24 protein-coding genes are annotated in these 25,344 nt (G+C 73.1%); 13 read left to right on the top strand and 11 right to left on the bottom strand.

Annotated features, from left to right (window positions below; translation table 11 throughout):
- The first annotated feature begins 191 nt into the window (after positions 1-191).
- Positions 192-1,460, top strand: a complete 1,269-nt coding sequence (locus OG370_RS22230) for a hypothetical protein (protein WP_328466953.1) — start codon at positions 192-194, stop codon at positions 1,458-1,460.
- Here OG370_RS22230 and OG370_RS22225 read toward each other — a convergent pair.
- The 4 genes from OG370_RS22225 to OG370_RS22210 form a co-directional block, all read right to left on the bottom strand.
- Positions 1,450-3,636 carry a transglycosylase domain-containing protein gene (locus tag OG370_RS22225; protein WP_328466951.1) on the bottom strand — a complete coding sequence of 729 codons (2,187 nt, stop codon included), beginning with the start codon at positions 3,634-3,636 and terminating at the stop codon, positions 1,450-1,452. The two genes, OG370_RS22230 and OG370_RS22225, sit on opposite strands and share 11 nt — an antisense overlap.
- Before the next feature lie 538 nt (positions 3,637-4,174).
- Positions 4,175-4,774 (bottom strand): TIGR03086 family metal-binding protein, encoded by a 600-nt coding sequence (locus OG370_RS22220; protein ID WP_328466949.1) that lies wholly within the window; start codon positions 4,772-4,774, stop codon positions 4,175-4,177.
- A 222-nt stretch (positions 4,775-4,996) separates the two neighbouring features.
- Positions 4,997-5,302, bottom strand: a complete 306-nt coding sequence (locus OG370_RS22215; protein WP_328466947.1) for a zinc-ribbon domain-containing protein — start codon at positions 5,300-5,302, stop codon at positions 4,997-4,999.
- Positions 5,303-5,552: 250 nt separating this feature from the next.
- The gene (locus OG370_RS22210) at positions 5,553-7,502 is read right to left on the bottom strand and encodes a helix-turn-helix domain-containing protein (protein ID WP_328466945.1); all 1,950 of its coding nucleotides are present in this window, start codon (positions 7,500-7,502) and stop codon (positions 5,553-5,555) included.
- A gap of 596 nt (positions 7,503-8,098) precedes the next feature.
- Between OG370_RS22210 and OG370_RS22205 the strand changes: the two genes are divergently transcribed.
- From OG370_RS22205 to glpK, 4 genes are all read left to right on the top strand, one after another.
- Positions 8,099-9,355 (top strand): SLC13 family permease, encoded by a 1,257-nt coding sequence (locus OG370_RS22205; protein WP_328466943.1) that lies wholly within the window; start codon positions 8,099-8,101, stop codon positions 9,353-9,355.
- 185 nt (positions 9,356-9,540) lie between these two features.
- A complete protein-coding gene (locus OG370_RS22200) occupies positions 9,541-10,017 on the top strand; it encodes a universal stress protein (RefSeq protein ID WP_328474317.1) in 477 nt (158 codons plus the stop codon).
- A 194-nt stretch (positions 10,018-10,211) separates the two neighbouring features.
- Positions 10,212-11,057, top strand: a complete 846-nt coding sequence (locus OG370_RS22195) for an MIP/aquaporin family protein (protein WP_328466941.1) — start codon at positions 10,212-10,214, stop codon at positions 11,055-11,057.
- Positions 11,058-11,209: 152 nt separating this feature from the next.
- Positions 11,210-12,727, top strand: coding sequence for a glycerol kinase GlpK (gene glpK / locus OG370_RS22190; RefSeq protein WP_328466940.1), 1,518 nt, complete (start codon positions 11,210-11,212; stop codon positions 12,725-12,727).
- 84 nt (positions 12,728-12,811) lie between these two features.
- Here the strand turns inward: glpK and OG370_RS22185 are convergent, their stop codons facing one another.
- Complete coding sequence (locus OG370_RS22185; protein WP_328466938.1) at positions 12,812-13,495, bottom strand: DUF4232 domain-containing protein; 684 nt, start codon at positions 13,493-13,495, stop codon at positions 12,812-12,814.
- A gap of 98 nt (positions 13,496-13,593) precedes the next feature.
- Here OG370_RS22185 and OG370_RS22180 point away from each other — a divergent pair, with 98 nt between their 5' ends.
- Both OG370_RS22180 and OG370_RS22175 read left to right on the top strand, forming a co-directional pair.
- Positions 13,594-15,045 carry a VWA domain-containing protein gene (locus OG370_RS22180; RefSeq protein WP_328466936.1) on the top strand — a complete coding sequence of 484 codons (1,452 nt, stop codon included), beginning with the start codon at positions 13,594-13,596 and terminating at the stop codon, positions 15,043-15,045.
- Between the two features lie 282 nt (positions 15,046-15,327).
- A complete protein-coding gene (locus OG370_RS22175) occupies positions 15,328-16,056 on the top strand; it encodes a hypothetical protein (protein ID WP_328466934.1) in 729 nt (242 codons plus the stop codon).
- 49 nt (positions 16,057-16,105) lie between these two features.
- Here the strand turns inward: OG370_RS22175 and OG370_RS22170 are convergent, their stop codons facing one another.
- The 3 genes from OG370_RS22170 to OG370_RS22160 all read right to left on the bottom strand — a co-directional run bounded on the left by OG370_RS22170 (position 16,106) and on the right by OG370_RS22160 (position 18,742).
- Positions 16,106-16,555, bottom strand: a complete 450-nt coding sequence (locus OG370_RS22170) for a type II toxin-antitoxin system PemK/MazF family toxin (RefSeq protein WP_328466932.1) — start codon at positions 16,553-16,555, stop codon at positions 16,106-16,108.
- Between the two features lie 237 nt (positions 16,556-16,792).
- Positions 16,793-17,776: an aldo/keto reductase gene (locus OG370_RS22165; RefSeq protein WP_328466930.1), complete on the bottom strand. Its 984-nt coding sequence runs from the start codon at positions 17,774-17,776 to the stop codon at positions 16,793-16,795.
- A gap of 36 nt (positions 17,777-17,812) precedes the next feature.
- Positions 17,813-18,742 (bottom strand): sigma-70 family RNA polymerase sigma factor, encoded by a 930-nt coding sequence (locus OG370_RS22160; RefSeq protein ID WP_328474315.1) that lies wholly within the window; start codon positions 18,740-18,742, stop codon positions 17,813-17,815.
- 211 nt (positions 18,743-18,953) lie between these two features.
- Here OG370_RS22160 and OG370_RS22155 point away from each other — a divergent pair, with 211 nt between their 5' ends.
- The gene (locus tag OG370_RS22155) at positions 18,954-19,814 is read left to right on the top strand and encodes an FMN-dependent NADH-azoreductase (protein WP_328466928.1); all 861 of its coding nucleotides are present in this window, start codon (positions 18,954-18,956) and stop codon (positions 19,812-19,814) included.
- Here OG370_RS22155 and OG370_RS22150 read toward each other — a convergent pair.
- Entirely contained in the window at positions 19,741-20,007 is a 267-nt protein-coding gene (locus tag OG370_RS22150; RefSeq protein ID WP_328466926.1) for a hypothetical protein, read from the bottom strand. The genes OG370_RS22155 and OG370_RS22150 overlap by 74 nt on opposite strands.
- Positions 20,008-20,181: 174 nt before the next feature.
- The gene (locus OG370_RS22145; RefSeq protein ID WP_328466924.1) at positions 20,182-21,231 is read right to left on the bottom strand and encodes a zinc-binding dehydrogenase; all 1,050 of its coding nucleotides are present in this window, start codon (positions 21,229-21,231) and stop codon (positions 20,182-20,184) included.
- Between the two features lie 88 nt (positions 21,232-21,319).
- Between OG370_RS22145 and OG370_RS22140 the strand changes: the two genes are divergently transcribed.
- From OG370_RS22140 to OG370_RS22120, 5 genes are all read left to right on the top strand, one after another.
- A complete protein-coding gene (locus OG370_RS22140; protein ID WP_328466922.1) occupies positions 21,320-21,910 on the top strand; it encodes a TetR/AcrR family transcriptional regulator in 591 nt (196 codons plus the stop codon).
- Between the two features lie 116 nt (positions 21,911-22,026).
- Positions 22,027-22,428 carry a phage holin family protein gene (locus OG370_RS22135; RefSeq protein ID WP_328466920.1) on the top strand — a complete coding sequence of 134 codons (402 nt, stop codon included), beginning with the start codon at positions 22,027-22,029 and terminating at the stop codon, positions 22,426-22,428.
- On the top strand, positions 22,425-22,952 hold the full coding sequence (locus OG370_RS22130) for a DUF3618 domain-containing protein (RefSeq protein WP_328466918.1): 528 nt from the start codon (positions 22,425-22,427) through the stop codon (positions 22,950-22,952). Before OG370_RS22135 ends, OG370_RS22130 begins: the two co-directional genes overlap by 4 nt.
- Before the next feature lie 139 nt (positions 22,953-23,091).
- Positions 23,092-24,102: an aldo/keto reductase gene (locus OG370_RS22125; RefSeq protein ID WP_328466916.1), complete on the top strand. Its 1,011-nt coding sequence runs from the start codon at positions 23,092-23,094 to the stop codon at positions 24,100-24,102.
- Between the two features lie 115 nt (positions 24,103-24,217).
- Positions 24,218-24,535 (top strand): hypothetical protein, encoded by a 318-nt coding sequence (locus OG370_RS22120; RefSeq protein WP_328466914.1) that lies wholly within the window; start codon positions 24,218-24,220, stop codon positions 24,533-24,535.
- A 21-nt stretch (positions 24,536-24,556) separates the two neighbouring features.
- On the opposite strand, the gene OG370_RS22115 is transcribed toward OG370_RS22120, so the two are convergent.
- On the bottom strand, positions 24,557-25,096 hold the full coding sequence (locus OG370_RS22115; RefSeq protein ID WP_328466912.1) for a hypothetical protein: 540 nt from the start codon (positions 25,094-25,096) through the stop codon (positions 24,557-24,559).
- Positions 25,097-25,344 lie beyond the last annotated feature (248 nt).

Genomic DNA, 25,344 nt, shown 5'->3' with positions numbered 1-25,344 from the left:
TGACGCTTGACGGATCGACCGATCAGCGGATCGACCGATCCACGTGTCAGACCGATCCACGTGTGTGACCGGGCGGGCTCCGGCGGAGGACGACTCCTCTGCCGGGGCCCGCCCGCACGTTTGATCGGATCAACTGAATAATGGGTCCCGGTACGCCCGTGGGTGGCGTGCCCTTGGGGGGACGCGCACCGATGGTGAAGCTCAAGCGAGGGGCGGTGGCCGGGCTGGCCACCGCGGGTGTGGCGGCGGCGTTAGCCGGGACGCTGATCGCGGTCGGCACCGGAGGCGGCGGCTCCGCACACGCCAAGGCGGCCGGGCACACCACCGCGCAGGCACCGGTCCGGCACGCGCCGACCGCCTCCACCACCCCCGCGTGGGACGGCAAGACGAAGGTGATCGGCGACGGCTCCACGTCGTACACCGGGCCGCAGCCGCACCAGCCGAAGTGGCACAAGCTCAAACCGGGCGAGAAGCCGCCGCAGTTCGTGGTCTTCTCCTGGGACGGCGCGCTGGAGGGCGACGACCACGACTTCTCCCGCTTCCGCACGCTGGCCGAGAAGTACCACGCCAACATGACGTTCTTCCTCAGCGGCATCTACCTGCTGCCGAAGGACAAGCGCACCCTCTACCACCCGCCGCAGCACGCGCCGGGCGCCTCCGCGATCGACTTCCCCACCGACCAGCACATCAAGTGGACCCTCCAGCAGCTCCGGCTGGCCTGGGAGGAGGGCGACGAGATCGGCACCCACTTCAACGGGCACTTCTGCAAGCCCGACAAGGGCGCGGGCGCGGACTGGAGCACCAAGGAGTGGCTGAGCGAGACCAGCCAGGCGTACTCCTTCGTGCAGAACTGGAAGACCAACACCGGCGACACCGACATCCCGCCGCTGCCGTTCGACTACGCCCAGGAACTGGTCGGCGGGCGCGCGCCGTGCCTGGAGGGCCAGAAGAACCTGCTGCCGGCCGAGAAGCAGCTCGGCTGGCGGTACGACGCCAGCTCGCCCGGCGACTTCCAGCTCTGGCCGCAGAAGCAGGACGGGATCTGGAACTTCCCGCTGGAGCTGGTGCCCTACCCGGGCAAGAGCTTCCAGGGCCTGACGATGGACTTCAACTTCCTCTACAACCAGTCCGGCGGCGACGTCACCGAGGGCGACCCGGCGAAGTACCCGGCGTGGGAGAAGCAGACCCGGCAGGGATACCTCGAAGGCTTCCAGCGGGTCTACAACGGCAGCCGGGCACCGCTGTTCATCGGCAACCACTTCGAGGACTGGAACGGCGGCATCTACATGCAGGCCATCTCCGACGTGGTGAAGGACGTCTGCCCCAGGAAGGGCGTGGAGTGCGTGTCCTTCAAGGAGCTGTGCGACTGGCTGGACATGCAGGACCCCGCGGTGCTGGCGAAGCTGCGCAACCTGGACCCGGGCGAGTCGCCGGACTGGTCGACCTTCCTCACGAAGTAGCGGCCTTGCGGGCGGCGTCGGGGCCGGTCGGCGTGGGCGTCGCCGTCTGCGCGCCGCCCGGCGGGCGGGTCGCCTCGGCGTAGTGGGTCCAGATGTCCACCGGGGCGTCGCTGCCCGGCTTCTTCGCGGACCGCCCGCCGATCCCGGTCAGCGGCTCCAACTGCTGCGTCTTCGGGTCGATCCGGAACAGCGTGACCGCGGTGGCCATCTCCGCGTCGTAACCGACGAACGACGCCGAGGTGTTGTCCTGCGCGGTGCCCGGCAGCCCGGCCAGCCCCGGCCCGGCCTTCGCCACCGCCTGCGCGGCGCCGCTGTCGACCGCGTCGCGCAGCGCGTCGTCCACCTCCCCGGCCACCTTCGGGGTGAACGGGTGCGTGACGGTGGGCTTCTGGAGCGGCACCGCGGCGCCGTCGCGGGTGATGCGCAGCACCGAGTACGGGTCGGTGTGGGTGCCGCCGGCCGCGAACGTGGCGTACCCGTCGGCCATCCGGATCGGGCTGGGCGTAGAGGTGCCCAGCGAGAAGCTCGGCACCTGCTCGGCGAAGCCGCTGTCCGGCAGCAGCCCGGCGTCGATCGACGCCTGCCGCACCTGGTTGAGCCCGACGTCCACGCCGAGTTGTGTGATCGGCCCGTTCACGCCCTTCGCGACGGCCTCGCCCAGCGGGATCTTCCCGTACGAACGGCCGTCCGCGTTGGCGGTCTTGACGACCTTGCCGTCCCGGCTCCAGTACGGGCCCTCGGGCGTCTGTATCGGCACCTTGTCGTCGCCGTCGTAGCGGGACTGCGGGTCGACCCGGGCCCGCGGCGCGTCCCGGGTGCGGACCACGCCGTCGCGCAGGGCCGCCGCGTACACGAACGGCGCGTAGGTGGTGCCGGCCGGCACGATCGCGATGTCGGCGTCGTCGAAACCCTGCTTGACGTAGTCGGGGCCGCCGTAGAGCGCGAGGATGCGGCCGTCGGTCGCGACCGAGGCGGCGCCGACCCGCACATCGCGATCGGCGGGGCGGTCCTTCGGGCGCAGCCGCGCGGTCTGCTGCTTGACGGCGGCGGCCAGCGCGTCCACCTTCGGCTTCTGGAAGGTGGTGTAGATCTGGTAGCCGCCGAGGTCGAACCGCTGGTCGGAGATGCCGCTGTGCGCGGAGACGTAGGCGCGTGCGGTGTCCACGAGGTAGCCGGTCTGCCCGCTCAGCCCGGCCGGCTTCGGCGGCGCGATCGGCTCGGGGAACTTCGTGTACGTGGCCCGCTGCGCCGCCGACAGCTTGCCGGTCTTCACCATCCGGTCCAGCACCCAGTTCCAGCGCGCCACCGCGCGGTGGTGGTTGGCGGCGCTCACCGACGGGTCGAACTGGCCGGCGCCCTTGAGCAGCGCGGCGAGGAACGCGGCCTGGCTCGGGTTGAGTTGGGAGACGTCCTCGCCGTAGTACGCCTTCGCGGCGCGCTGCACCCCGTAGGCGCCGCGGCCGAACCAGCTCGTGTTGAGGTAGCCGTCGAGGATCTGCTTCTTGCTCATCTTGCGGTCGAGCTTGATCGCGATGAAGATCTCGGAGATCTTGCGGGAGATCGTCTGGTCCTGGTCGAGGTACACGTTCTTGACGTACTGCTGGGTGATCGTGGAACCGCCCTGCGTCTGGCCGCCGGTGGCCATGTTCGCCACCGCCCGGGTGATGCCCCTGGGGGAGACGCCGTGGTCGGAGTAGAACGACGCGTTCTCGGCGGCGAGCACCGCGGACTGCACGGCGGTCGGTATACGGTCCAGCGGCATCGCCTGCCGGTCGACCGGGCCGACCCGGGCCATCTCGGTACCGTCGGCCCAGTAGTAGACGTTGTCCTGCTGGGTCGCGTAGGCGTTCAGGTCGGTGGGGATCGCGGTGCGCTCATAGGCCCAGCCGACCAGCGCGATCAGGGCGAGCACGCTCCAGGTGCACAGCAGCAGGGTCTGGCGCAGCGAGGGGACCCACCGGCGCCAGCCGGTGCGGTTCGGCCGCGGGTACCGCGGGCGCAGCGGGCGGAGCCGCCGTAACGGCGCCCACCACCGCTTTCCGCCCCCGACGGCGCCGGTACGGTCCGAGGGTGCCTCGGGGCTCGCGGGCGCCTCGGGTGCCTCGGTCTTCCCGGTGCCGCGGTGCGGCTTCGGCAGCCGGGCCGCCGCCGAACGTGCCGTCCGCAGCGTCCGCACGGCTAACTGCCTCGGCCGCAGCCTCCGTTGCTCACCGCTTCGCCGCGCGAACATGTCCCCCCTCGACGCCCCTGGACAGGGACGTCCCCCGCGCCCCGAACACGGCTTCGACCCTATGTCGGGTGCCCACCTCCGCAGGGGTCCCGATCTCCACAGCTCTGTAACAAACCCCGCACCAGTCCGACACCCACGTGTTGCCGACGCCCCGCCACCCCGCGGTCCTCACCCCGTGCCACGCCCCCCGCCGCACGACCCGAGCGCGCGGTCCCCCGCAGGGCACCTGCCGGTGGCTCACCGCGCCGCCGCACGGGCTCAGGCCCCGGGCCACAGCGCGCCACCGCGCGGGCTGAGCGCGCAGTTCCCCGCGCCCCCGCACAGCACCCGCCGGTGACACACCACCCCGCCACGCAGGCTGGGGACCCGGGTCACAGCGCGCCGCCGCGCAGGCTGGTCGCGCAGTTCCTCGCGCCCCTCGGAGCGGCACCCGGCGGTGACACCGCAACCCGTCGCGCGGGCTGCGGCCCGGAGGGTGGGGTGGTCAGGGGCGCCAGGAAGGGGAGCGGCCGCTGAGGGCGATGAGTTGGTCGAGGAGGGGGGCGGTCGGGGGGAAGGGGAGGGCGGGGCCGAAGGGGCCGCCGGCGGGGCGGTCGGCGGCGGAGGGGGCGAGGAAGTCGCGGCAGGTGGCGAGCTCTTCGGGGGTGGGCTGGTAGTCCTGGCCGGTCGCGCGGGCCAGATCCCATCCGTGGACGACCAGTTCGTTGAGCGCGACCACGCCGGCCTGGGCGGCGGGGAGGGTCACGCCGCCCACCTGGGTCATCTCGGTCCAGGCGGCCGGCTCCCGCCAGGCGGCGGCCAGTTCGTCCAGCGCCGCGGGCAACTCCGCCCGCCAGGCGCCTTCGTCGTCGATGTCTGGAACGGAGGTGAACGGCGGCGTCGAGGTCGCGGCGCCCAGCTCCTTGCGGCCCGCGGCGCCAAACCCCTGGCTGAGGCCGATGACGTGGCCGAGGAGGTTGCGTACCGCGGTGTCGGGACAGGGCGTCGGCGCGGCGAGCCGCTCGTCGCCGATGCCCTCGGCGAGCGCCGCGACCCGGGCCGCGGCCGGCCCCAGGTCCACCTTCCGCACTGCGTCGTCCGTCATGGGTGACTCCCTCGTTGGTTCCGCGACCGCACTCCGCACGGCACGGTCCGATGTCTGACCCAGGGCAGACCACCCGGACCCGCGGAACTCATCGGTCCGGTCCAGTCCCGTCCGGTCCGGTCCGCTCGGTCCCGTCCCGCCCCGGACACACCAGCGCCCCGGGTCCCGGACGAGGAGTCCGTGGCCCCGGGGCGAACGACGTCGGCCCGTACGCCGGGCGCTTCAGCTCTGGTACGGGTTCGCGCCCTGCGGCGGCACCGGCTGGCCGGCGGGCGGCGCCGGCTGCGGCGACGCGGCGATCTGCGCCTGGAGCTGCTCGGCCTGCTCCTTCGGCACCGCCGTCTGCGCACCGCAGAAGGTGCACTGCGTGGAGTACTTGGAGCTGATCGGGAACAGCGGGATGAAGAACAGGGTGAACTTCATGACCCGCCGGCGCAGCGCGTGGGCGGACGGGTTGCCGCACCGCCCGCAGAGCAGCGTGATCATCGCCAGCTGGTAGATGTAACTTCTGGTACCCCAAATGATCATGGTGGTTCGCCTTCCCCCTGGAGTGCCCGCCCCTGCGACGGTCTCGGTGTCAAGGAGCACAGTGTGCCGCACCCGGTCGACGGGACGGCAGCCGGGCGGCGGAATTTACCTATCCATGCCATGCCGGAGTGCCCTGCCGAAGCTCCGATCCGGCGGCGCCGCGGCTCAGGCCCGTCCACCACTCAGACCCGTCCGCGGCTCAGGCCCGTCCGCCGGGGAGGGGCGGCCACCACTCAGACCCGCCCGCCGCTCAGGCCCGCCCGCCGGGGAGGGGCGGCCGGGGTACGCCCGGCCCGGTGGTGGCGTAGAGGGCCACCGCAAGCGGCCGGACGCTGGCCAACCGGTGCTCGCTCTCGCCGGGCACCAGCGGCAACTCCCCGATCAGGTCCCGCTCCAGCAGCGGCTCGGCCGCCCTGATCCGCGACCGCACCGTCTTCGCCGCGATCCCCAGCGACGCCGCGGCCGGCTCGTACCGGCAGCCGTGCCGCACCCACTCCCGTACGGTGCGCAGCAGGTCGCGGCGATCGTCGGCGAGCGGCCGCAGCGCCTTCTCCGCCCAGGCCCGCAGCGCGGGGTCGGAGAGCAGGGTGTGCAGGTCGGGTACGGTGCCCGCGTCCGCGTCGCGCCCGCCGCGGTCGGCGCTGCCGTACCGCGCCACGATCTGCGCGGCCAGCGACAGCACCACCCGGTCGAGGATGGCGTCCTGGTCGAGCCCGACCGCGTCGAACACCTGCCGGACCCGGCGGGTGACGGTGTTGCGGTGCACCCCGATCACCCGCGCGGTCGCCGACATCTCGAACTCGACGGCCATCGCGGTGGTTTCGAGGATCTGCCCGCCGCCGCGCGGCATCGCCAGCACCGGCCGCAGCAGGTGGGTGGCCCAGGCGAGCGCGGCCTCGGGGGCGAGCACGTCGACGATGCCGGTGCTGCGGGTGGCCATGGCGATCCGGTCGGGGTTGCGGCCGGCCCGGGTCAGGCAGTCCAGCGCCTCGCCGTAGGCGTCGGGGACGGCGTCCAGCGGGTGGGCGAGGCTGCCGCCGAGCAGCACGCGGGCGTCGGCGAAGGTGTCCATCAGCCGGTGCAGGCCCTCCTCCGCCCGGGCGCTGGTGCGGTGCGGCGCGAGGAAGATCAGGTGCCGCCGGTAGGCGGGGCAGCGGATGGCCAACGCCCGCTCGGCGAGGGTGTGTTCGGCCTCGGCGAGCACCGTGTCGCGGGCCGCCCGGGCGCAGTCGAGGATGAACACCCGCGCGGTGTCGCTGTCCATCAACGAGCCCTCGATACCCGCCACGACGCGCTGTGCGGCCACGGCGTGCCCGGTCATGAAGAGTTGGAACGCGGACAGCCGCACCCCGCGCAGCGCGTCGCCGACCGCCCCGTTCACGCGCCGCTCGCGCAGCCCCGCGACGGCCAGCCGGAGCGCCTTGGCGGTGTACGCGACCAGGACCCGGTCGGGCGCGGGCTCCGCGGTGGCGACCACGAGCATCGCGTCGCCGGCCGGGGCGAGCATGACGGTCTGCGCGAAGTCGCCTGCCGCGGTGGGCTGCGGGCTGCCTGGAGGCGTGCCGAGCAGCGGGGCGAGCGCGGCGGCGCTCGCGGGCACGGCGGCGAGCACCTCCCCGTCGGCGTGCACCAGGACCCGCGCGTCGAGCGCCTCGGCGAGGTAGCCGGCCAACTTCCTTACGGTCGAGCGCTCGTCGGCACCGGGCACCGGCAGCCGGTCCAGCAGGCCGGCCAGCCGGGCGTGCCCGCGCCGTACCGCGCCGGCGCCCAACGCCGAGACGCGCGGGGCCAGTTCACGCCAGGCGGCGACCGGGTGCGGGCCGGCCAGCACCGGCACTCCGGCGGCCGTGACAGCCGAGGCGACGGCCGCCGCGACGGCAGTCCGGACAGTCGCCACCGGCGGCTCGGCCAGCGGGCCCGCGGTACCGGGGTCAGTGACGGGGTCGCGGCCGGTGCCGGCGTCGGTGCCCGCGAGCACCAGCCCGGCCGCACCGCCCTCCGCGAGAGCCCGCGCCAGCCGGTCGGGGCGGCCGATCCGGCCGGGGTCGGCGACCACGAGCGCCCGCTCCATCGGCGTGCCGCCCCACTCCGCGTCCGGGTCGGCCGGAACCAGCACCTGCTCCACCTCGGCACCGCCGTCGCCGGAGACAAGGGTCAACCCGAAATCGGGCACGGCGACGAGGTCGTGGAGAGTGAGCACGCGGGTTCCCGGGGTCGGTGGAGGGCGAACCGCACACGACCGCAAGCCGGCACCGGGTCCGGCCCCCCGGACGACCGTCCCCACCCGCCGACGACAACGGCCCCGCGCGGCGGGTCGTCAACCTCCACCCTAAGCCGCACGCACCTCGTCCAAGAAGAGCGCACGCACGCGCACCGCCCCGGGCGCGATACCCACGAGGCGGTGCGGACGGTCGGCGATCCCCCTCCCCCGGCGAGCCCGCGCGACCGGCCGGCGGTCCCCTCCCCCGTACGCGGGCTCCCCCGTTCACGCGGACCGCCGACCACCTCGACCGTACGGCGCCTCGCCCGCACCGCACCACGGCACGCGTGCACCATTTCCGCCCGGCACACGGCACCCGTGCACCACGGCACGCGCGGCATACGGCCGGCGTATCCGCCTGTCGCGGCCGGCACCCCTCACACTGGCAGTCGGGTCCGCCCGGTCCCCCACCGGCGCCGGACCCGTACCACCCGTACGACCGCCACACCCTCCCCGACCACCGACGACCGCCGTGCTCCCCGGCGACAGGAAGGCCGCACCTCACCCCATGAACGCCTCCGTATGAACGCCGCCCGATGAACAGCGCCGCCGCCGAAACGCTCAGCGCCGTCCTGCTCGTCCTCGTGCTGGGCTGCGCGGTGGTGCGCCCGTGGGGCCTGCCCGAGGCGGCCGTCGCGGTGCCGGCCGCCGCCGTGCTGATCGGCACCGGGGCGATCTCCCTGGACCACGCGCGGGCCGAGGCGCAGCAGCTCGGCCCGGTGATCGGGTTCCTCGCCGCGGTCCTGGTGCTGGCCCAACTCTGCGACGAGGAAGGGCTGTTCACCGCGTGCGGCGGCTGGATGGCGAGCGCGGCCGGCGGCAGCCCCTACCGCCTGCTCGGGCAGGTCTTCGTGCTCGCCTCGGTGATCACCGCGGTGCTCAGCCTGGACGCGACCATCGTGCTGCTCACTCCGGTGGTCTTCGCGACGGCCGCCCGGCTGGGCGCCCGCCCCAAACCGCACGTCTACGCCTGCACGCACCTGTCCAACACCGCGTCCCTGCTGCTGCCGGTCTCCAACCTCACCAACCTGCTCGCCCTGGCCGCCAGCGGGCTGAGCTTCACCCGGTTCGCCGCGCTGATGGCGCTGCCGTGGCTGGCCGCGATCGGCGTGGAGTACGTGGTGCTGCGGCGGTTCTTCGGCACCGACCTGGCCGCCGGCGCGCACCCGCAGCAGTCCGCCGACCGGCCCCCGCTGCCCCGGTTCGCCCTCGCCACGGTCGGCTGCACGCTCGCCGGTTTCGTGGTCGCCTCGCTGCTCGGCGTCAACCCGGTGTGGGCGGCCTTCGCCGGCGCCGCGGTGCTCGCCGTACGCGCCCTGGTCCGGCGCCGCACCACCCCCGGCGCCCTGGTCCGGTCCGCCGCCGTCCCCTTCCTCGCCTTCGTGCTCGCGCTCGGCATCGTGGTACGCGCGCTGGTCGACCACGGGCTCGGCTCGGCGCTCGGCCACGCGGTACCCGGCGGCACCGGACTGCCCGCGCTGCTCGCGCTCGCCGCACTGGCCGCGGTGCTGGCGAACCTGATCAACAACCTCCCCGCGGTCCTCGTCCTCCTCCCGCTGACCGCGCCGCACGGCGCGGGCGCGGTGCTCGCCGTCCTGCTCGGCGTCAACATCGGTCCCAACCTCACCTACGCGGGGTCTCTCGCCACCCTGCTGTGGCGGCGTATCGTGCGGGCCCACGAAGCCGAGGTGGACCTCGGCGAGTTCACCCGCCTCGGCGCGATCGCCGTGCCTGCCTCGCTGCTGGTCGCCGTGGTGGCACTGTGGCTCTCGTTGACCGTGATCGGAGGGTGACCCCCATGCCAACGCCCCCGCCGCCCCCGCATCGGCCGGGTCCCCGGGGCCCGGGCGGACCGGACGGGCCAGGCGGCCCCGGCGGACCCGGCCGGCCGCACGAGCACCACCAGCCGTCCGACCCGTACGAACCGTACGAACCTCCGGAGCCGGGCCACGCCCACCGGGCCGGCGGCGCCGAGACCGTGGTCGCCTGGATCGTCGAGGGCACCTGGCCGGCCTGCGTGGACGCGGTCCGCACCCACGCGTCCGACAGCGCCGACATCGTGTTGGTGCACGTGCCGGAACCGGAGGTGGCCGGCGCCGCCCACGGCGCGTTCGCCGGACTGCTCGGCCGCGGCCGCCCGGCCCGCGACCCCGGCCTCGTACTGTCCGAACAGGCCACCTCCGCCGGCCAGGCACTCCTCGCCGAAGCCGCCGCCCGCCTGGGCCGCCCCTGCACCACCCTCCAGCGCACCGGCCGGGTCGAACGCGAGATCGTCGCCGAAGCGGAGGACGCCGCCCTCCTCGTCCTCGCCCGCGACGGCGACCACACCCGCCTCGGCCCCCACAGCCTCGGCCCGCACAGCCGCTTCATCGTCGACCACGCCCCCTGCCCCGTCCTCCTCGTCTGGCCCGAACCCCCGCCCAGCCCCAGCACCCTTCCCCCGCCCCCGCACTAGGACCGCCTCACCAGGACCGCCGCGGGGCCACCTCTACAACGCCGAACCCCCTTCCCGCAGCCCGGCGCGGCGCGCTCCCCTGAACGGCCCATCCATACGCGCCAGCCCCTTTGCACCGTGCTTCCTTGAGTAGGAGCAGAAATGCGAATACGAGCCAGAGCCGGTCCGGTACGACCGGCGGGAAGCAGGCTGACATGGCGCCACGTTCACGCGGCTCAGGGCTGATCGGCGAGTTGTCCGCGGAGTTCGCCGGCACCCTGATCCTTCTCCTCTTCGGCATCGGCGTGGTCGCCCAGGTCGTCGCCGGTGGAGCCCTGACCACGCCCCCGGGCGGTCTGGGAAATCACGACAGCATCTCCTGGGCCTGGGGACTCGGCGTGACGCTGGGCGTCTACCTGGCGGCCCGGCTCAGCGGGGCCCACCTCAACCCGGCCGTGACGCTGACCCTCGCGACCTTCAAGGGATTCCCCTGGAGGAAGGTCGCGCCGTACATGGCGGCCCAGGTCCTCGGCGCGTTCTGCGCCGCGCTGCTGGTGCGCTGGAACTACACCGAAGTACTCGCGCGGGCCGACCCCGGCCACACCATCAAGACCCAGTTCATCTTCTCCACCCTGCCGGGCAACGGTAACCCCGCCGCCGGCGTGCACGAGTGGGGCGCGTTCCGCGACCAGGTGATCGGCACCGCGATCCTGCTGATCCTGATCCTGGCCCTCACCGACCTGCTCAACAACCCGCCCGGCGCGAACATGGCCCCGTTCATCATCGGCCTGGTGGTCGTCGCGATCGGCATGGCGTTCGGTACGGACGCGGGATACGCGATCAACCCGGCCCGTGACTTCGGGCCCCGGCTGGCGAGCTACATCACCGGCTACCGCCACGCGTGGCGGGACGAGTGGGGCAACCTCTACTTCTGGGTGCCGATCGTCGGCCCGCTCATCGGCGGCCTCGTCGGTGGCGTCGCCTACAAGCTCTTCGTCGGCCGCTTCCTGCCGGGCGCGGCGCCGGAGCCCGAGGGCCGCACCCCGATCCCGCAGAGCTGACCCCGTAGGACCGGTCCCGCAGGGCTGATCCCGCAGGACCGGTCCCGCGGGGCCGATCCCACGCACGTGAGCCCGGGCAGCCGAGGCGACTCGGCTGCCCCACATGTTCGTTGACCCAGGAGCTCCAGCAGATCCAGGAGAGGCAGCTAGCCATGGCGGACTTCGTCGGCGCGGTGGACCAGGGGACCACCAGCACCCGGTTCATGATCTTCGACCACGACGGCAACGAGGTGGCCCGGCACCAGTTGGAGCACACCCAGTACCTGCCGCGCCCCGGCTGGGTCGAACACGACCCGACCGAGATCTGGGAGCGCACCAACGTGGTCATCCAGACCGCGGTGCGCAACGCCGGGATCACCGCGGCCGACCTGGCCGCCATCGGCATCACCAACCAGCGCGAGACCGCGGTGGTGTGGGACCCGCGCAACGGGCGGCCGTACGGCAACGCGATCGTCTGGCAGGACACCCGGACCGACTCCATCGCCAAGGCGCTGGAGCGCGACGGCCACGGCGACCTGATCCGGCAGCGGGCCGGGCTGCCGCCGGCCACGTACTTCTCCGGCGGCAAGATCAAGTGGATGCTGGAGAACGTCGACGGGCTGCGCGAGGCCGCCGAGCAGGGCAACGCGATCTTCGGCACCACCGACTCGTGGGTGCTGTGGAACCTCACCGGCGGGCCCAACGGCGGCATCCACGCCACCGACGTCACCAACGCCAGCCGCACCATGCTGATGGACCTGGAGACGCTGGACTGGGACGACGAACTGCTGGGCATCTTCGGCATCCCGCGGTCGATGCTGCCGAAGATCAACCCGTCCTCGCACCCCGAGGCGTACGGCAAGACCCGTACCTCCCGGCCGCTCTCGCAGGAGGTGCCGATCTGCGGCGTGCTCGGCGACCAGCAGGCGGCCACCGTCGGCCAGGTGTGCTTCGCCCCCGGCGAGGCGAAGAACACCTACGGCACCGGCAACTTCCTGCTGCTCAACACCGGTACGGAGGCGGTGCGCAGCGAGCACGGCCTGCTCACCACGGTCGCCTACAAGTTCGGCGACGCCCCGGCGGTCTACGCGCTGGAGGGCTCGATCGCGGTGACCGGCTCGGCCGTGCAGTGGCTGCGCGACCAGCTGCACATCATCAAGGCCGCGCCGGAGAGCGAGCGGCTGGCCAAGACCGTGGACGGCAGCGACGGCATCTACTTCGTGCCCGCGTTCTCCGGGCTGTTCGCGCCGTACTGGCGCTCCGACGCCCGCGGCGCGATCGTCGGCCTGGCCCGCTTCCACACCGACGGCCACCTGGCCCGGGCGACGCTGGAGTCGATGTGCTACCAGAGCCGCGACGTGGTCGAGGCGATGGAGCAGGACTCCGGGGTGCACCTGGACGTGCTCAAGGTCGACGGCGGTGTCACCGCCAACGACCTGTGCATGCAGACCCAGGCGGACATCCTCGGCGTGCCGGTCAGCCGTCCGGTGGTCGCCGAGACCACCGCGCTCGGCGCCGCGTACGCGGCCGGTCTCGCGGTCGGCTTCTGGCGCGACACCGACGAGCTGCGCGAGCACTGGCACGAGTCGAAGCGGTGGCAGCCGCAGTGGTCCGACGAGCAGCGCGACACCGGCTACAAGGGCTGGAAGAAGGCGGTCGAGCGCACCCTGGACTGGGTGGACGTCGAGTAGCCGACACCCGCGCGAGCAGCGGGCGTCCCGGCGCCGAGGCGGTCCCGACCGAGGGTCAGGGCCGCCTTCGCCGTGCGCGGCGGGTCACTTGTGGACGTACCAGGCGGTGACGTCGAGCTTGCCGGTGTTGCCGAGGTCGACGTTGAGCGGGACGCGCTGCTCGGCGCCCGCGACGGTGAACTCCAGGGTGGTGGCGAGCGCGGGGGGTTCGTTCGACTCGGTGTAGGTGTTCCGCCAGGCCAGGATCGCGATGACCTGCCGGCCGGGGCGCAGGGTCGTCGTGGCCGGCCCGGGGTCGGTGACGCTGTCGACGATGTCGTCGCCGTGGTGCACCCGGACCTCCACCGTACGGCCGTGGTCGTCCAGCAGCCGCAGCTTCGGATAGCCGCTGACGGCAAGGGACTTGGCGCCGCAGTTGGTGAGGGTGACCGTGGTCTGGCGCAGCCCCGTCGCCGCGTCCGTCGCTTCGACGCCCACCCGCAGGCCCGAGGCGGGACAGGGGCCGCTGGGGGGTGCCGAGGTGGTGGCACCGGGCCCGCCGGTCGGCGGCACACCGTACGACGGGACGCCGGTACCGCCGGAGGTGCCTGGCGGGAGGGTGTCGGCGTGCACCCTGAAGTCGTCCGTGCCCTCCGGCGCCGGCATCGACGCGCCGCTGCCGCTCTGTGTCCCGCAGCCGGCCGCCACCACCGCGGCTCCGGCCACCGCCAGCGCCACCACCGCCGTCCGCGCGCGCCGCGGTCTCCGCGAGGTCACTGTCGTCCACATCGCGCGATCATCACATAATCCGCGTCTCAACGGTCCGTCCGGCGCCCGGTGCGACAAGAATGGGACACTCCAGACCACGCAGCAGGGGGAGGCAGGCCATGGCCGGCGCCATCGCACTCACACCGGGCGGCAACACGGCCCTCGACGGCGGCCCGGCCCGCGCCGAGGTCACCGCGACCGGCACCGCCGTCGACGTCTCGGCGGTGCTGCTCGCCGAGGACCGCAAGGTGCGCGGCGACACGGACCTGGTCTTCTACAACCACCCGGCGCAGGACGGCGTCACCGTGCAGGGGCAGGCCATCGGCGTCGAACTGGCCCTCGTGCCGGCCGCCGTGCACACGGTCGCGGTCGTGGTCAGCGTCGATGCCGACGAGCCCGGCACGGTCTTCGACAGCGGCAGCGGTCTGCGCCTCGGCGTCACCTCGGGCGACCGGCTGGTCACTTTCGAGCCACCACCGTGCCGGCTCGGCGAGACCGTCGTGGTACTCGCCGAGTTCTACCGCCGGGCGGGCGGGTGGAAGGTGCGGGCGGTCGGGCAGGGATACGCCGACGGACTCGCCGGGCTGGCCCGGGACTTCGGGGTGTCGGTGGACGACGAACCCGCCGCGGCCCCCTCGCCCGCCCCGGTGGCCGCCGTGGAGCCCGCACCGTCGCCGCCCACGGTGCCCGACGCCGTGCTCGCGCCGCCCACCCTCCAAATGCCGTCACCCGCACAGGGGTTCGGGCCGCCGCCGCCCGCGTGGGCGCCGCCCGTACCGCCGCCGCCCGCGGCTCCGCCGACCGCTCCCCCGCCGATGCCTGCGCCCATGCCCGTGCCCGTGCGAGCGTCGGCGCCCCCTCCCGCGCTGGCGCCCGCGATCAGCCTGGAGAAGGTCGAGCAGGCCGCGCCCGCGCTGGTCAACCTCTACAAGCAGGCCGGGATCTCCCTCCAGAAGCAGGGCATCACCGGTCAGCGCGCCGCGGTCTACCTCGTCCTCGACCACTCAGCGAGCATGAAGTCGTACTACCGCAGCGGCACCATGCAGCACCTCGCCGAGCAGGTCCTCGGGTTGTCCGCGAACCTCGACGACGACGGTGTGGTGCCCGTGGTGGTGTTCGGCAGCCAGGTCAACCTCGTCTCCGAGATCTCGCTGGACAACCACACCGGCCGGGTCGAGGCGCTCCAGCGCAAACTGCCCTGGGGCGGCACCTGTTACTCCCCCGCGATGCGCGCGGTGATCGACCACTACCAGCGGTGCGGCGCCACCGACCCGGCGTACGTGGTCTTCCAGACCGACGGCGAGCCCTTCGACCGCGGCGCCACCAAGCGGCTGCTCCAGGAGTGCTCCACGCTGCCGATCTTCTGGCAGTTCGTCGGCTTCGGCAGCCCGCGCGGCCTGAAGTTCCTCCAAGGGCTCGACACGCTCAAGGGGCGCACGATCGACAACGCGGGGTTCTTCGCGGCCGGCCGCGACCCCCGCCAACGGGACGACGGCGAGCTGTACGACCTGCTCATGGCGGAGTTCCCGACGTGGCTGAAGTCGGCGAGGGCAGCGCGGATCATTCGGTGAGCGGACCCTCCGGGGTGGGTGGTGCTGTCGGTTGAGGGACCACCTGCCGGTGGGGGGCTTGTCGCGCAGTTCTCCCCCAGAGCTTCGCCTGGGAGGTGCCCCCACGCGCCCCTGGATTTACTCGGGTACTTCGTGGATGGGGTTCTGTGGGGTGGTTGGCTATACGGCAATAGTCGACCTTTGGGGCAATTCGGACCGCGGAACGGCATAAACGCAAGGGCTGCCATGTTGTTATGTGGTTCGGCGATTGCCGACACAGCTTCATCGGCCATACTGCTTGCCGTGGAGCAGCAGCGCATAGGTTCGATCACCCCGTCCGTGCCCGCCGCCGGCCTCGACCCGGCGTACGTGCCCGGCCTGACCCCGCCGCGCTCCGACGCGGACGGGACGGCCGACGCCGTACCGGAGCAGGCGGAGGCTCCCGAGGAGCCGAAAGCGGAACCGAAGGCGGAACCGACGGCTGAGCCGGAGGTGGAGCCCGAGGCGGACGCTGAGGTCGAGGCGGAGGACGACGCCGAGGCGGAGGACACAGAAGCCGCGGAGAAGGACGAGGACGCGGGGGACGGCGACGACGACGGCCCCGTGTTCGAGGTCTCGGACCGGCGCGGTGCGATCGTCGCGGACCGGGTGGGGGTGCGTTTCCGCCTTGACGAGGAGGAAGCGGAGTTCACCTGGGACGAGATCGCCGCGGTGGAGATCGACACTCCGCGGTTCGGGCGGCGCTTCTCGGTGACCGTGTACACGCCTGAGCGCCGGTGGTACGACGCGCAGGTCGAGGCGACCTCGCGGGGCCTGCTCAAGGAGTGGACCAGCCGGCTCGACACGGTCCTCGACACCTACTTCGAGGCCGAGGAAGAGCCGGAAGAAGCCGAGGAGACCGCCCCGGAGTCGGCCGAGGACGCCGACACGGAGGCCACGTCCACGGACGAGGACGCCGCCAAGGACGAGGCGGAGCCCGACGCCTCGGAGGACGAGACCTCGGACGAGGCGGAGCCCGCTCAGAAGTCCTGACGCCACCGCCAGGTGGTCCCGGCGCCGACGGCACCGGGACACCTGGGGGTCAGGCCCACCCGTAAAGCTCGCGGAGCCGGTTGGCGACCAGGTTGAACCGTCCGCGGTCCAGTGCGCACGCCTCCCGCCGCATCCCCTTCTCGTACAGCCTCAGCACGCGGTCGAGCACGACCCACGAGTCGCGCCCCTCCCGGTCCCACGGCCCCGCCCCGAGCGCGAGCCAGTCCCCGCCGTCATGCCGCTTGCTGGTGAGCTGCACCGCGAGCAACGTGCCGCCCTCCTCCCGCGCCACCACCAGCACCGGCCGGTCCTTCCCCCGCCCGTCCCGCTCCTCATACGGGACCCACGTCCACACGACCTCCCCCGGATCGGGGTCCCCGTCATGCACCGGCGCGTACTCCATCCGCACCCGACCCACCCCCCGCGGCTCCGCCTCCGTGGTGGCATACGGGCCCGCGGCCCCCGGAAACTCAGGCTGACTCTCGGTAAACGTCGTCACCCACCCGACCGTAGTGCCCCCACCACCGCATCAGGCAACCCCGGGCACCCCATGCCCGAACCCCAAACCAGCCCACAAACCGCAAGGGAAGCAGCTTCTTTTCACGGAAGGGCCGTCGCATACCCAGGGCGCGTGGGGGCGCCTCCCAGGCGAAGCTCTGGGGGAGAACGGCGCGACAAGCCCCCCACCGGCAGGTGGTCCCGGAACCGACAGCACCACCCACCCCGGAGGGTCCGCTCACCAACGCCCGTGGACCTGGTGCCGTACCCTCCGCTCGTACAACTCCCTCACCCCGCCCACCACTTCCTCCGGCAACTCCGGCAACTCCGCAGCCGCCGCGTTCGCCCGGGCCTGTTCCACCGACCGCGCTCCCGGGATGACCGAGGTCACCCCGGGCTGCTGGACGACCCACCGCAACGCGGTCTGCGCGGGTGTGGCGCCCTCGGGCGCCAGCTCGGCGAACTCCGCCGCCGCCTGGAGCCCGGTCGCGAAGTCGACCCCGGAGAACGTCTCACCCTGGTCGAACGCCTCACCGTGCCGGTTGTACGTGCGGTGGTCGTTCGCCGCGAACACCGTCTCGCGGGTGTACTTGCCGCTGAGCAGCCCGGACGCCAGCGGCACCCGGGCGATGATGCCGACCCCCGCCTCGGCCGCGGCCGGCAGCACCTCCTCCAGCGGCTTGAGCCGGAACGCGTTGAGGATGATCTGCACGCTCGCCACGCCCGGCCGGGCGATGGCCGCGAGCGCCTCGGCGCAGGTCTCCACGCTGACCGCGTAGTTCGCGACACGCTTCTCGGCGACGAGCGTGTCCAGCGCGTCGAAGACCGCGTCGGTGGAGTAGACGGCGGTCGGCGGGCAGTGCAGCTGCACCAGGTCGAGGGTGTCCACCCCGAGGTTCGCGCGCGAACGGTCGTTCCACGCACGGAAGTTGTCGAGGTTGTAGTTCTCCGGGAGCTGGTCGGCGCGGCGCCCCATCTTCGTGGCGACGAACACGTCCAGCTCGGGGTGCGCCTTCAGGTAGCGCCCGATGAGCTGCTCGCTGCGCCCGTCGCCGTAGACGTCCGCGGTGTCGAAGAAGGTCACCCCGGACGCCACGGCCGCGTCCAGCACCGCCACCGCGTCCTCCTCCCGCACCTCCCCCCAGTCGGCCCCCAGCTGCCACGTCCCCAGCCCCACCACGGACACTTCCCGGCCGGTCCGGCCCAATACGCGCTGTTCCATGCCCCCGAGCCTACGAGCCTGGCCGTTCGCGACCGGTCACCAGGGGTCGCCCGGCTCGCCCCCGTCGAGCCCCACCGGGTCGAGCACGGCCAGATCGAGAACCGCCAGGTCCAGCCGGCGCAGCCGGTCCGGGTCGGCGATCACCTCGTACCCGGCGATCAGGCCGTCGTCCGCGAAGGCGACGGTCAGGGCGAGCAGCAGCCGGCCGTGCGGGGCCACCACGATCCCCACCGCGCCGTCGACCAGGGCCGGCTCGGCGTACCGCGCCCGGTGGGCGAGGAGGGCGGTGCCCTCGGCGACGGCCCGCGCCCCGCGTACCACCGCCGCCGCCCCGGGTGCGAGCGCGATCGGATCGGTGCGGCGCACCACGTCGGGGGCGAGCACGGCGAGGATCGCGGCGAGGTCACCGGCCCGCATGGCCGACAGGAACGCGGTGACGACCCGGCGCCGGCGGGCGAGTTCCTCCGCCGGGACGGCAGGGGTGCCGCGCACCTTGCGGCGCGCACGGCTGGCCAGTTTCTTGGTGGTGCCGGGCGTACGCGCCACCAGGGGCGCGATCTGCTCGAAGGGCACGGCGAACACGTCGTGCAGCACGAACGTGATCCGCTCGTCCGGGTCCAGGGTGTCCAGCACCACGAGGAGCGCGCCGCTCACGGCGTCCGCGAGCACCGCCTCGTCCTCCGGCCGGCCGCTGCCGGCGCCACGCGCGGGGCCCGGGACCTCGTCGAAGGCGTGCTGCTCGGTCAGGTCCTCGCGCCGCGAGCCACGGGCACGCAGCATGTCGAGGCAGATCCGGGTCACCACCGTACGCAGCCAGCCGGACAGGTTCGCCACGTCGGCGACGTCGGTACGGCCCAGGCGCAGCCATGTCTCCTGCACGGCGTCCTCGGCCTCGCCCGCGGAGCCGAGCATCCGGTGGGCGACGGCGTGCAGGAGGGGGCGGCGCGCCTCGAACCGCTCCGCCAGTTCCTCCGGGTCCGCGGGCCCGGCAGGTTCCGCGGGCCCGGCAGGTTCCGTGCGCCCGGCCGGTTCCGCCGGTTCACCCTGCTCCGCTGCCGCCACCCGCTCGCCCCGCTCCACCCGCTCGCCGTCGTACTCGGTCACCGGTCCCCTTTCCGCGCCCTGATCCGTCACTGCTCCTGACGAAGACGACACGGCGAAAGTGACGGGAGACGTAGTGACGGAAGACGTGAGGGCGTCCTTGCTGCACCTGGACTCCGGTGCCGACGGCTCCGACGGCTCGGTCGGCAGGCGGCTGACCGCCCTGTTCGCGCGGACCTGGCGGGCGCGGCACGACGCGGCCGGCCTCCAGTACACGTACCGGTACCGCGATCTCGCCGCCGACCCGGTGCCACCGCTGGACAGCGCCTACTGCGCGCTCGGCCGGCGGGTGGAGCGGCACGGGTTCTGCCCGCCGGACGGCGTGGCCGCGCTGATCGGGGACCCGGCCGAGCGGCGCGCATGGGCGCTGACCCGGCCGCTGATCGACGAGGTGCTGGCGGCCGACACCGTGCTGATCGGCGCGCCGATGTACAACTACACGGTGTCCGCGCTGCTCAAGGCGTGGATCGACCGGGTGAGCTTCCCCGGTGCCTTCACCGCCCCGGGCACCCGGGCGCCGCTGCTCGCCGCCACGCGGGTCGTGGTGGTCGCCACCCGTGGCGGCAGCTACCGGCCGGGCACGCCCCGCGCCGCGTACGACTTCCAGACGCCTTACCTGCGGGCGTACTTCGGCAAGCAGGGGGTGGTCGACGCGAACGTCCGGGTGATCAGCGCCGAGTCGACGCTCGCGGACCTCGTGCCGCACCTGGCCGGGCACCGCGCGCAGGCCGCCGCCTCGCTGGCCGCGGCCCGCGCGGCGGTGGTCGCGTGCGCCACCGATGACGTGGACGGCGACGCCGACCGCACCCGGACCGGTGCGGGCACAGGTGCCGGTGAGGCCTCCCCCGGTGGAGGAGCGCCGCTTACAAGCGCGGCGGATGCAGATGGGAGAAACGGTCGACCACGGACACCAGCGCGACCCGCTGGCCGGGGCTGATGTCACCGGCGAGGTCGGTCTCACGGATGTGTGCGCGTCGCAGGAATTCGTGCGCGTCGAGCGCGGTGAGCGGTCGGACCGAGCGGACGAGGGCGGATACGGTGATCGCCGCCGCGTCCTCGTCCCCGGAGGAGGCCCGCCGCAGGACGCGGGAGAGCCCGCTCGCCCCGTCCTCGGCGACCTCACTCAGCACAAGGGCCCTTCGATGGGTCGCCTCAGAGCTGTACAGCGCCATATGCCCACCTCGATCTACACCATCGGTTTGTCCCGATTCGCCCCCCACAGATGAGCGTACGCCCGGAATCGCGCAACACCATACCTGGTAACGATTTTCACCTTCCGCGACGTGGGCGCCCGGTCCGGGCCCCTACGGGTGCAGCACGATCTTCCCCACGTGCCCCCTGCGGGCCAGTTCCTCCTGGGCCCGAGCCGCCTGGTCCAGCGGGAACGTCGCCGCGACGACGGGCCGGATCGCGGCCCGCCGGGCCAGGTCCATCAGGAGCCCGAAGTGCGCGGGCGTGTGCATCGAGGAGCCGATCAGCTGCACGTTGTGCAGGTAGAGACGGCGCACGTCGAAGGTCACGTCGTACCCGCCGAGCGCGCCGGCCACCACCCACCGGCCGCCCTCGCGCAGCAACGGCAGTCCCTCGCCCACCAGTTCACCGGCGACGACGTCGAGTGCGACATCGACGCCCTCCGGGGCGGCGGCACGGACCTGCCCGGCGACGTCCCGTGCGCGGTCGACGACCTCGTGGGCGCCCGCCGCGCGTACCGCGTCGATCTTGGGTCCGCTGCTGACGGCGAGCACCCGCGCGCCGCGCGCCCGGGCGAGCTGCACCAGCGCGAGGCCGACACCGCCGGAGGCCCCCGAGACGAGGGCGGTCCCGCCCGCGCCCAGCCGGCCCCGTTCGATCATGCCCAGCGCCGTGCCGTAGGCGGTCGGCAGCGTCGCGAGCTGGTCGTCCGTGAGCGGGGACTCCGTCATGTCGTGCACCCGCTCGGCCGGCGCGGTCACGTACTCGGCGTACCCGCCGTCGCGCTCGCTGCCCATCAGGCCCACCGGGTTCGCGCCCGGGCCGTCACCGTCGTAGATCGCCGGGTCGACGACCACCCGGCGGCCGATCAGGCGCTCGTCCGCGCCGGCGCCGACCGCCACGACCCGGCCGGCCACGTCGGCGCCCTGGATGCGCGGGAAGTCGATCGGGCCGCGCCAGCCCGCCGTCGCCTTCGGGTCTCCCGGGCGGCCGTAGGCACCCTCCCGGGTCCACAGGTCGGTGTTGTTCAGCGCGACCGCGCCGACCCGGACCAGCGCCTCCCCGGCCTTCGGGGCGGGCACGGCCACCTCCACCGGTTCGAGGACCTCCGGCCCTCCGTGCCGTGCGATCCGCACCGCGCGCATGCGCTCGGGAACACCCATCGCCTGAACCTCCTCGCAGATATACTGATCTGTGAACTTCGACCCACGGTACACCGCTCAGGTATACCGATCAGTGAAGGAGCGCCCGATGCCGGAGACGCGGCCCATGACACCGGCCGGCCGCCGGATCGTGGCGGCGGCCGAGGAGCTGTTCTACGACCGCGGGATCACGGCGGTCGGCGTGGACCTGATCGCCGAGCGCTCGGGCGTGACCAAGCGGACCCTGTACAACCGGTTCGGCTCCAAGGACCACCTCGTGGCGGCCTACCTCGCGGAACGCGACCGGCGCTGGCGGTCGCTGGTCGTCGCCGCCGTCGACGCCTGCGACGATCCGGTCCGGGCCGTCACCGCGCCCTTCGACGCGCTGCGGACCTGGAGCGGGACCAACCGCCGCGGCTGCGCGTTCGTCAACGCGCTCGCCGAGCTTCCGGACCCCGCGCATCCCGCGCACCGGGTCGCCGCGGAGCAGAAGCTCTGGCTGCTGGACCTGTTCAGGGACCTCGCCGCGGAGGCCGGGTGCGCGGAGCCCGACACCCTTGCCACGCGGCTGCTCGTGCTGCACGAGGGTGTGCTGGCTACGCAGCCGCTCGCGGTCGACACGCTCGGGGTCGACACGCTGGCGGGGAGTGCGGAGCTGGCGCGGGCACTGGTGCGGGCCGCCGTGCCGCCTCGGGGGTAGGGCGCCCGGGCGGTTCGCGGGTTCGCGGGTTCGCGGGTTCGATCCGCTCGCATGTTTCCGTTCGCGAATACGGGCAACCCGGGCAGGACAACTCCCTGGAGCCGGAGGTGAAGGTCGTGGCGCATGCGAACGGGTCCGCCAGGTCGGTGGGCACACTGGTCAAGGAGGGCACCGAGCAGCTTTCCGACCTGGTCAGACAGGAACTGAAGCTGGCGCAGGCCGAACTGACGCAGAAGGGCAAGCGGGCCGGGATCGGCGGCGGGCTGTTCGGCGCGGCCGGGCTGATGGCGTTCTTCGCCCTCGCCGCCCTGATCACCGCCGCGATCGCCGCGATCGCGATGCCGCTGACGCTGTGGGCGTCCGCGCTGATCGTGGCGGGCGGGCTGCTGCTCATCGCCGGGATCGCGGCGCTCATCGGCCGCGGTGAGGTGAAGCGGGCGGTACCACCCGTGCCGGGGGAGACCGTGGACAGCGTTCACCAGGACCTGGTGATCCTGAAGGAGAGGGCCAAGCGATGACGCCCCGTACCGACCCCCACCTCGCCGAACTCGAACGGCAGATCGCCGAGACCCGCGAGGCGCTGGGCCAGACCGTCGAGGAACTCGCCGCCAAGGTGGACGTCACGTCCCGGGCGAAGGCGAAGGCGCGGGACACCGCGGGCCGGCTGCGCGCGGCGGAGGACCGGACCCGGACGAGGGCCGCTCAGGCGGCGACCAGCGTCAAGTCCCGGCTGCCCGGGGGCTCGACGGGCGGACCCGACGGCGCGGCGGAGCTCTCCGCGGGGTCCGGCTCCCACCGTGCGGAGGTCCCGGCCGCGCCCGTATCCGCGCCGGACGCCGAGGCCGCGGCCTCCCCCGCCGCCGGATCGGCCGCTGGATCGGCCGCTGGATCGGCGTCCGGACCGGCGTCCAGGTCCGTATCCGCGTCCGCCGCGACCGCCGTGTCCGCTGTCCGCTCGTACGCCCCCGCGGTCGCGGCGGCGACCCTGTCCGCGGCGGCGGCCGCCGCCCTCGTGTGGGCCCGTCACAACGACCGCACCTGACCCGTCGCTCCGGCTCGGCCCGGCACCGGCCCTCGTCGGCCGGCGCCGGGCCGAACCCGTACGCCGAACCCGTGCCCGTACGCCCGTCCCGTACGTGGGGGCTTGCCATCGAGTGCGCTTCAAGGTGTTCGCTGGCGCCATGGAATACGTGCAGCTCGGTCGGACGGGGCTCAGAGTGAGCCGGGTCGTACTCGGAACCATGAACTTCGGCGAGGAAGTGACGGAAGAGGGAAGCCATGCGCTGATGGACGCGGCCCTCGACGCGGGGGTGAACTTCTTCGACACCGCGAACGTCTACGGGGTGGACGAGAACAAGGGCTACACCGAGGAGATCATCGGGAGCTGGCTCGCCCGGGGCGGTGGCCGCCGGGACAAGGTCGTGCTGGCCACGAAGGTCTACCTGAACGACACGAACGACGGCTCGACGCTGTTCGACCGGGCGTGGCCCAACCACGACCGGCTCTCCGCGCTGGGCATCCGCCGCGCGGTGGAGGCGAGCCTCAGGCGGCTGCGTACCGACCACATCGACGTCTACCAGTTCCACCACGTGGACCGCGCGACACCGTGGGAGGAGATCTGGCAGGCGATCGACGTCCTGGTGCGGCAGGGCAAGATCCTCTACGCCGGGTCCAGCAACTTCGCCGGCTGGCACATCGCCCAGGCCAACGAAGCAGCGGCCAGGCGCAGTTCGCTCGGCCTGGTCAGCGAGCAGTGCCTCTACAACCTCTTCGAGCGGAGCGCCGAGACCGACGTGATCCCCGCGGCGCAGGCGTACGGGCTCGGCGTCATCCCCTGGTCACCCCTGCACCAGGGGCTGTTGGGCGGGGCGCTGCGCAAGGAGCGCGAGGGCGGCGGGTCCCGTACCTCCGTCGGCCGCTCCGGCGCGGGCCTGGCGAACCCGGCGGTCCGCGCACAGGTCGAGGCGTACGAAGCGCTCTGCGACAAGCACGCGGTCGAGCCCGGCGAGGTCGCCCTCGCCTGGCTGCTCACCCGGCCCGGCGTCACCGGCCCCATCGTCGGCCCGCGCACCCCGCACCACCTCGAATCCGCCCTCCGCGCCGCCGAGTTGACCCTCACTCCGGAATTCCTCGCCGAACTCGACACCATCTTCCCGAGCCCCGGCCCCGCCCCGGAATCCTTCGCCTGGTAACCCCACCCCCCGCCAATCCCCGCCGCGCGCCCCCGAGTTGCCCCACCCAACTCGGGGCTGCGCCCGCCGCGTCGCAGTGGATACGGTGTCGGCAGGAACGAAACAGGGGGAGACGATGGGTGATTCGAGCCAGCCGAAAGTGGCCAACCCGGCCCTTACCGAGCTGAAGAGCCTGCGTAGCGATCTCGCGGGCGACGTCGAGACCTACCGCGAGGCGCTGAAGAGCACCGCCGGCGACATGGGCGGAAGGAAGGTGTGGACCGGCAAGGCCGCGAGCACCTGGGAACAACACGTGACGCACCAGCGGTCCCAGGTGAAGACCCTGGTCGACAAGCTCCTGCCGATCATCGACGCGGAGATCGCCAGAACCCCGGCCGAGGTCACTCAGGCCGAGGCCAAGCAGTGGCACATGGACCAGAGCCGATACATCTGAGCGTCCTGCCCCCGGCCCGGTTCAGCCGGCGCGCAGGCAGTCCGTGTGGGCGGTGACGGTCCACAGCTCGGTGGTGGCGTGTTCACCGGAGGCGGTCGCCCTGAGCGTGAGGTGGATGCCGGTCTTCTTGTTCACCAGGGGCGTGTCGTAGCTGGTGTACTCGTCGTCCTGCCGGGTCGCGTCGGGATCGACGTCGTAGCCCCGTTCATCGTGCAGCTTCGACGAACCGAAGACCGTGGTGAAGTCCAGATAGTTGCCGCCGGAGGAGATACGGAAGCTCTGGTGCCCGGCGAAGGAGTAACTCGCCTTGCCGTGCCCGCAGGACACCGCCTTCGTCCCGTCCTGGGTCACCGTGAACACGCCCAGCGGCTTGAAGCCCGCCCGCACCTTCGCCGCCACCCACCGCGCGTCCGTCGACATTTTCGCCGCCGAGTCCTTCGCCTTCGGCCCCGACGGTGAACTGGAGCACCCCGACACCGCCAGCGTGAGCACCACCGCACCGACCGCGCAGGTCAGCGTCCACTCGCCGTGGCGCGATGTCCGAACCGATCGTGCGCGCACCGGCATACGACCTCCCCTTATCCATGGCATGACCGGCACCGTATGTGCCGCGAACGACGAGGGCCCTCACGCGTGCACGGTCATGGAGGTCGTGGGGCAGGACCACAACGTGCAATTGCGCGCGGGACCACACCCGGGATGCGTCGCACAATTGCCCCACTCCATCGACCAGTTCCTCGCACCCGGGAGCGTTGCGTACTCCTCGCCCGCGAACAGACCCACGTGCCCCATGCGGCACGCGCGGCACC

This window comes from Streptomyces sp. NBC_00448 (assembly GCF_036014115.1).
In the GTDB taxonomy this organism is placed as follows: Bacteria; Actinomycetota; Actinomycetes; order Streptomycetales; family Streptomycetaceae; genus Actinacidiphila.
The sequence above is the reverse complement of the archived record's forward strand: the minus strand, read 5'-3'. Positions and strand labels throughout refer to the sequence as shown.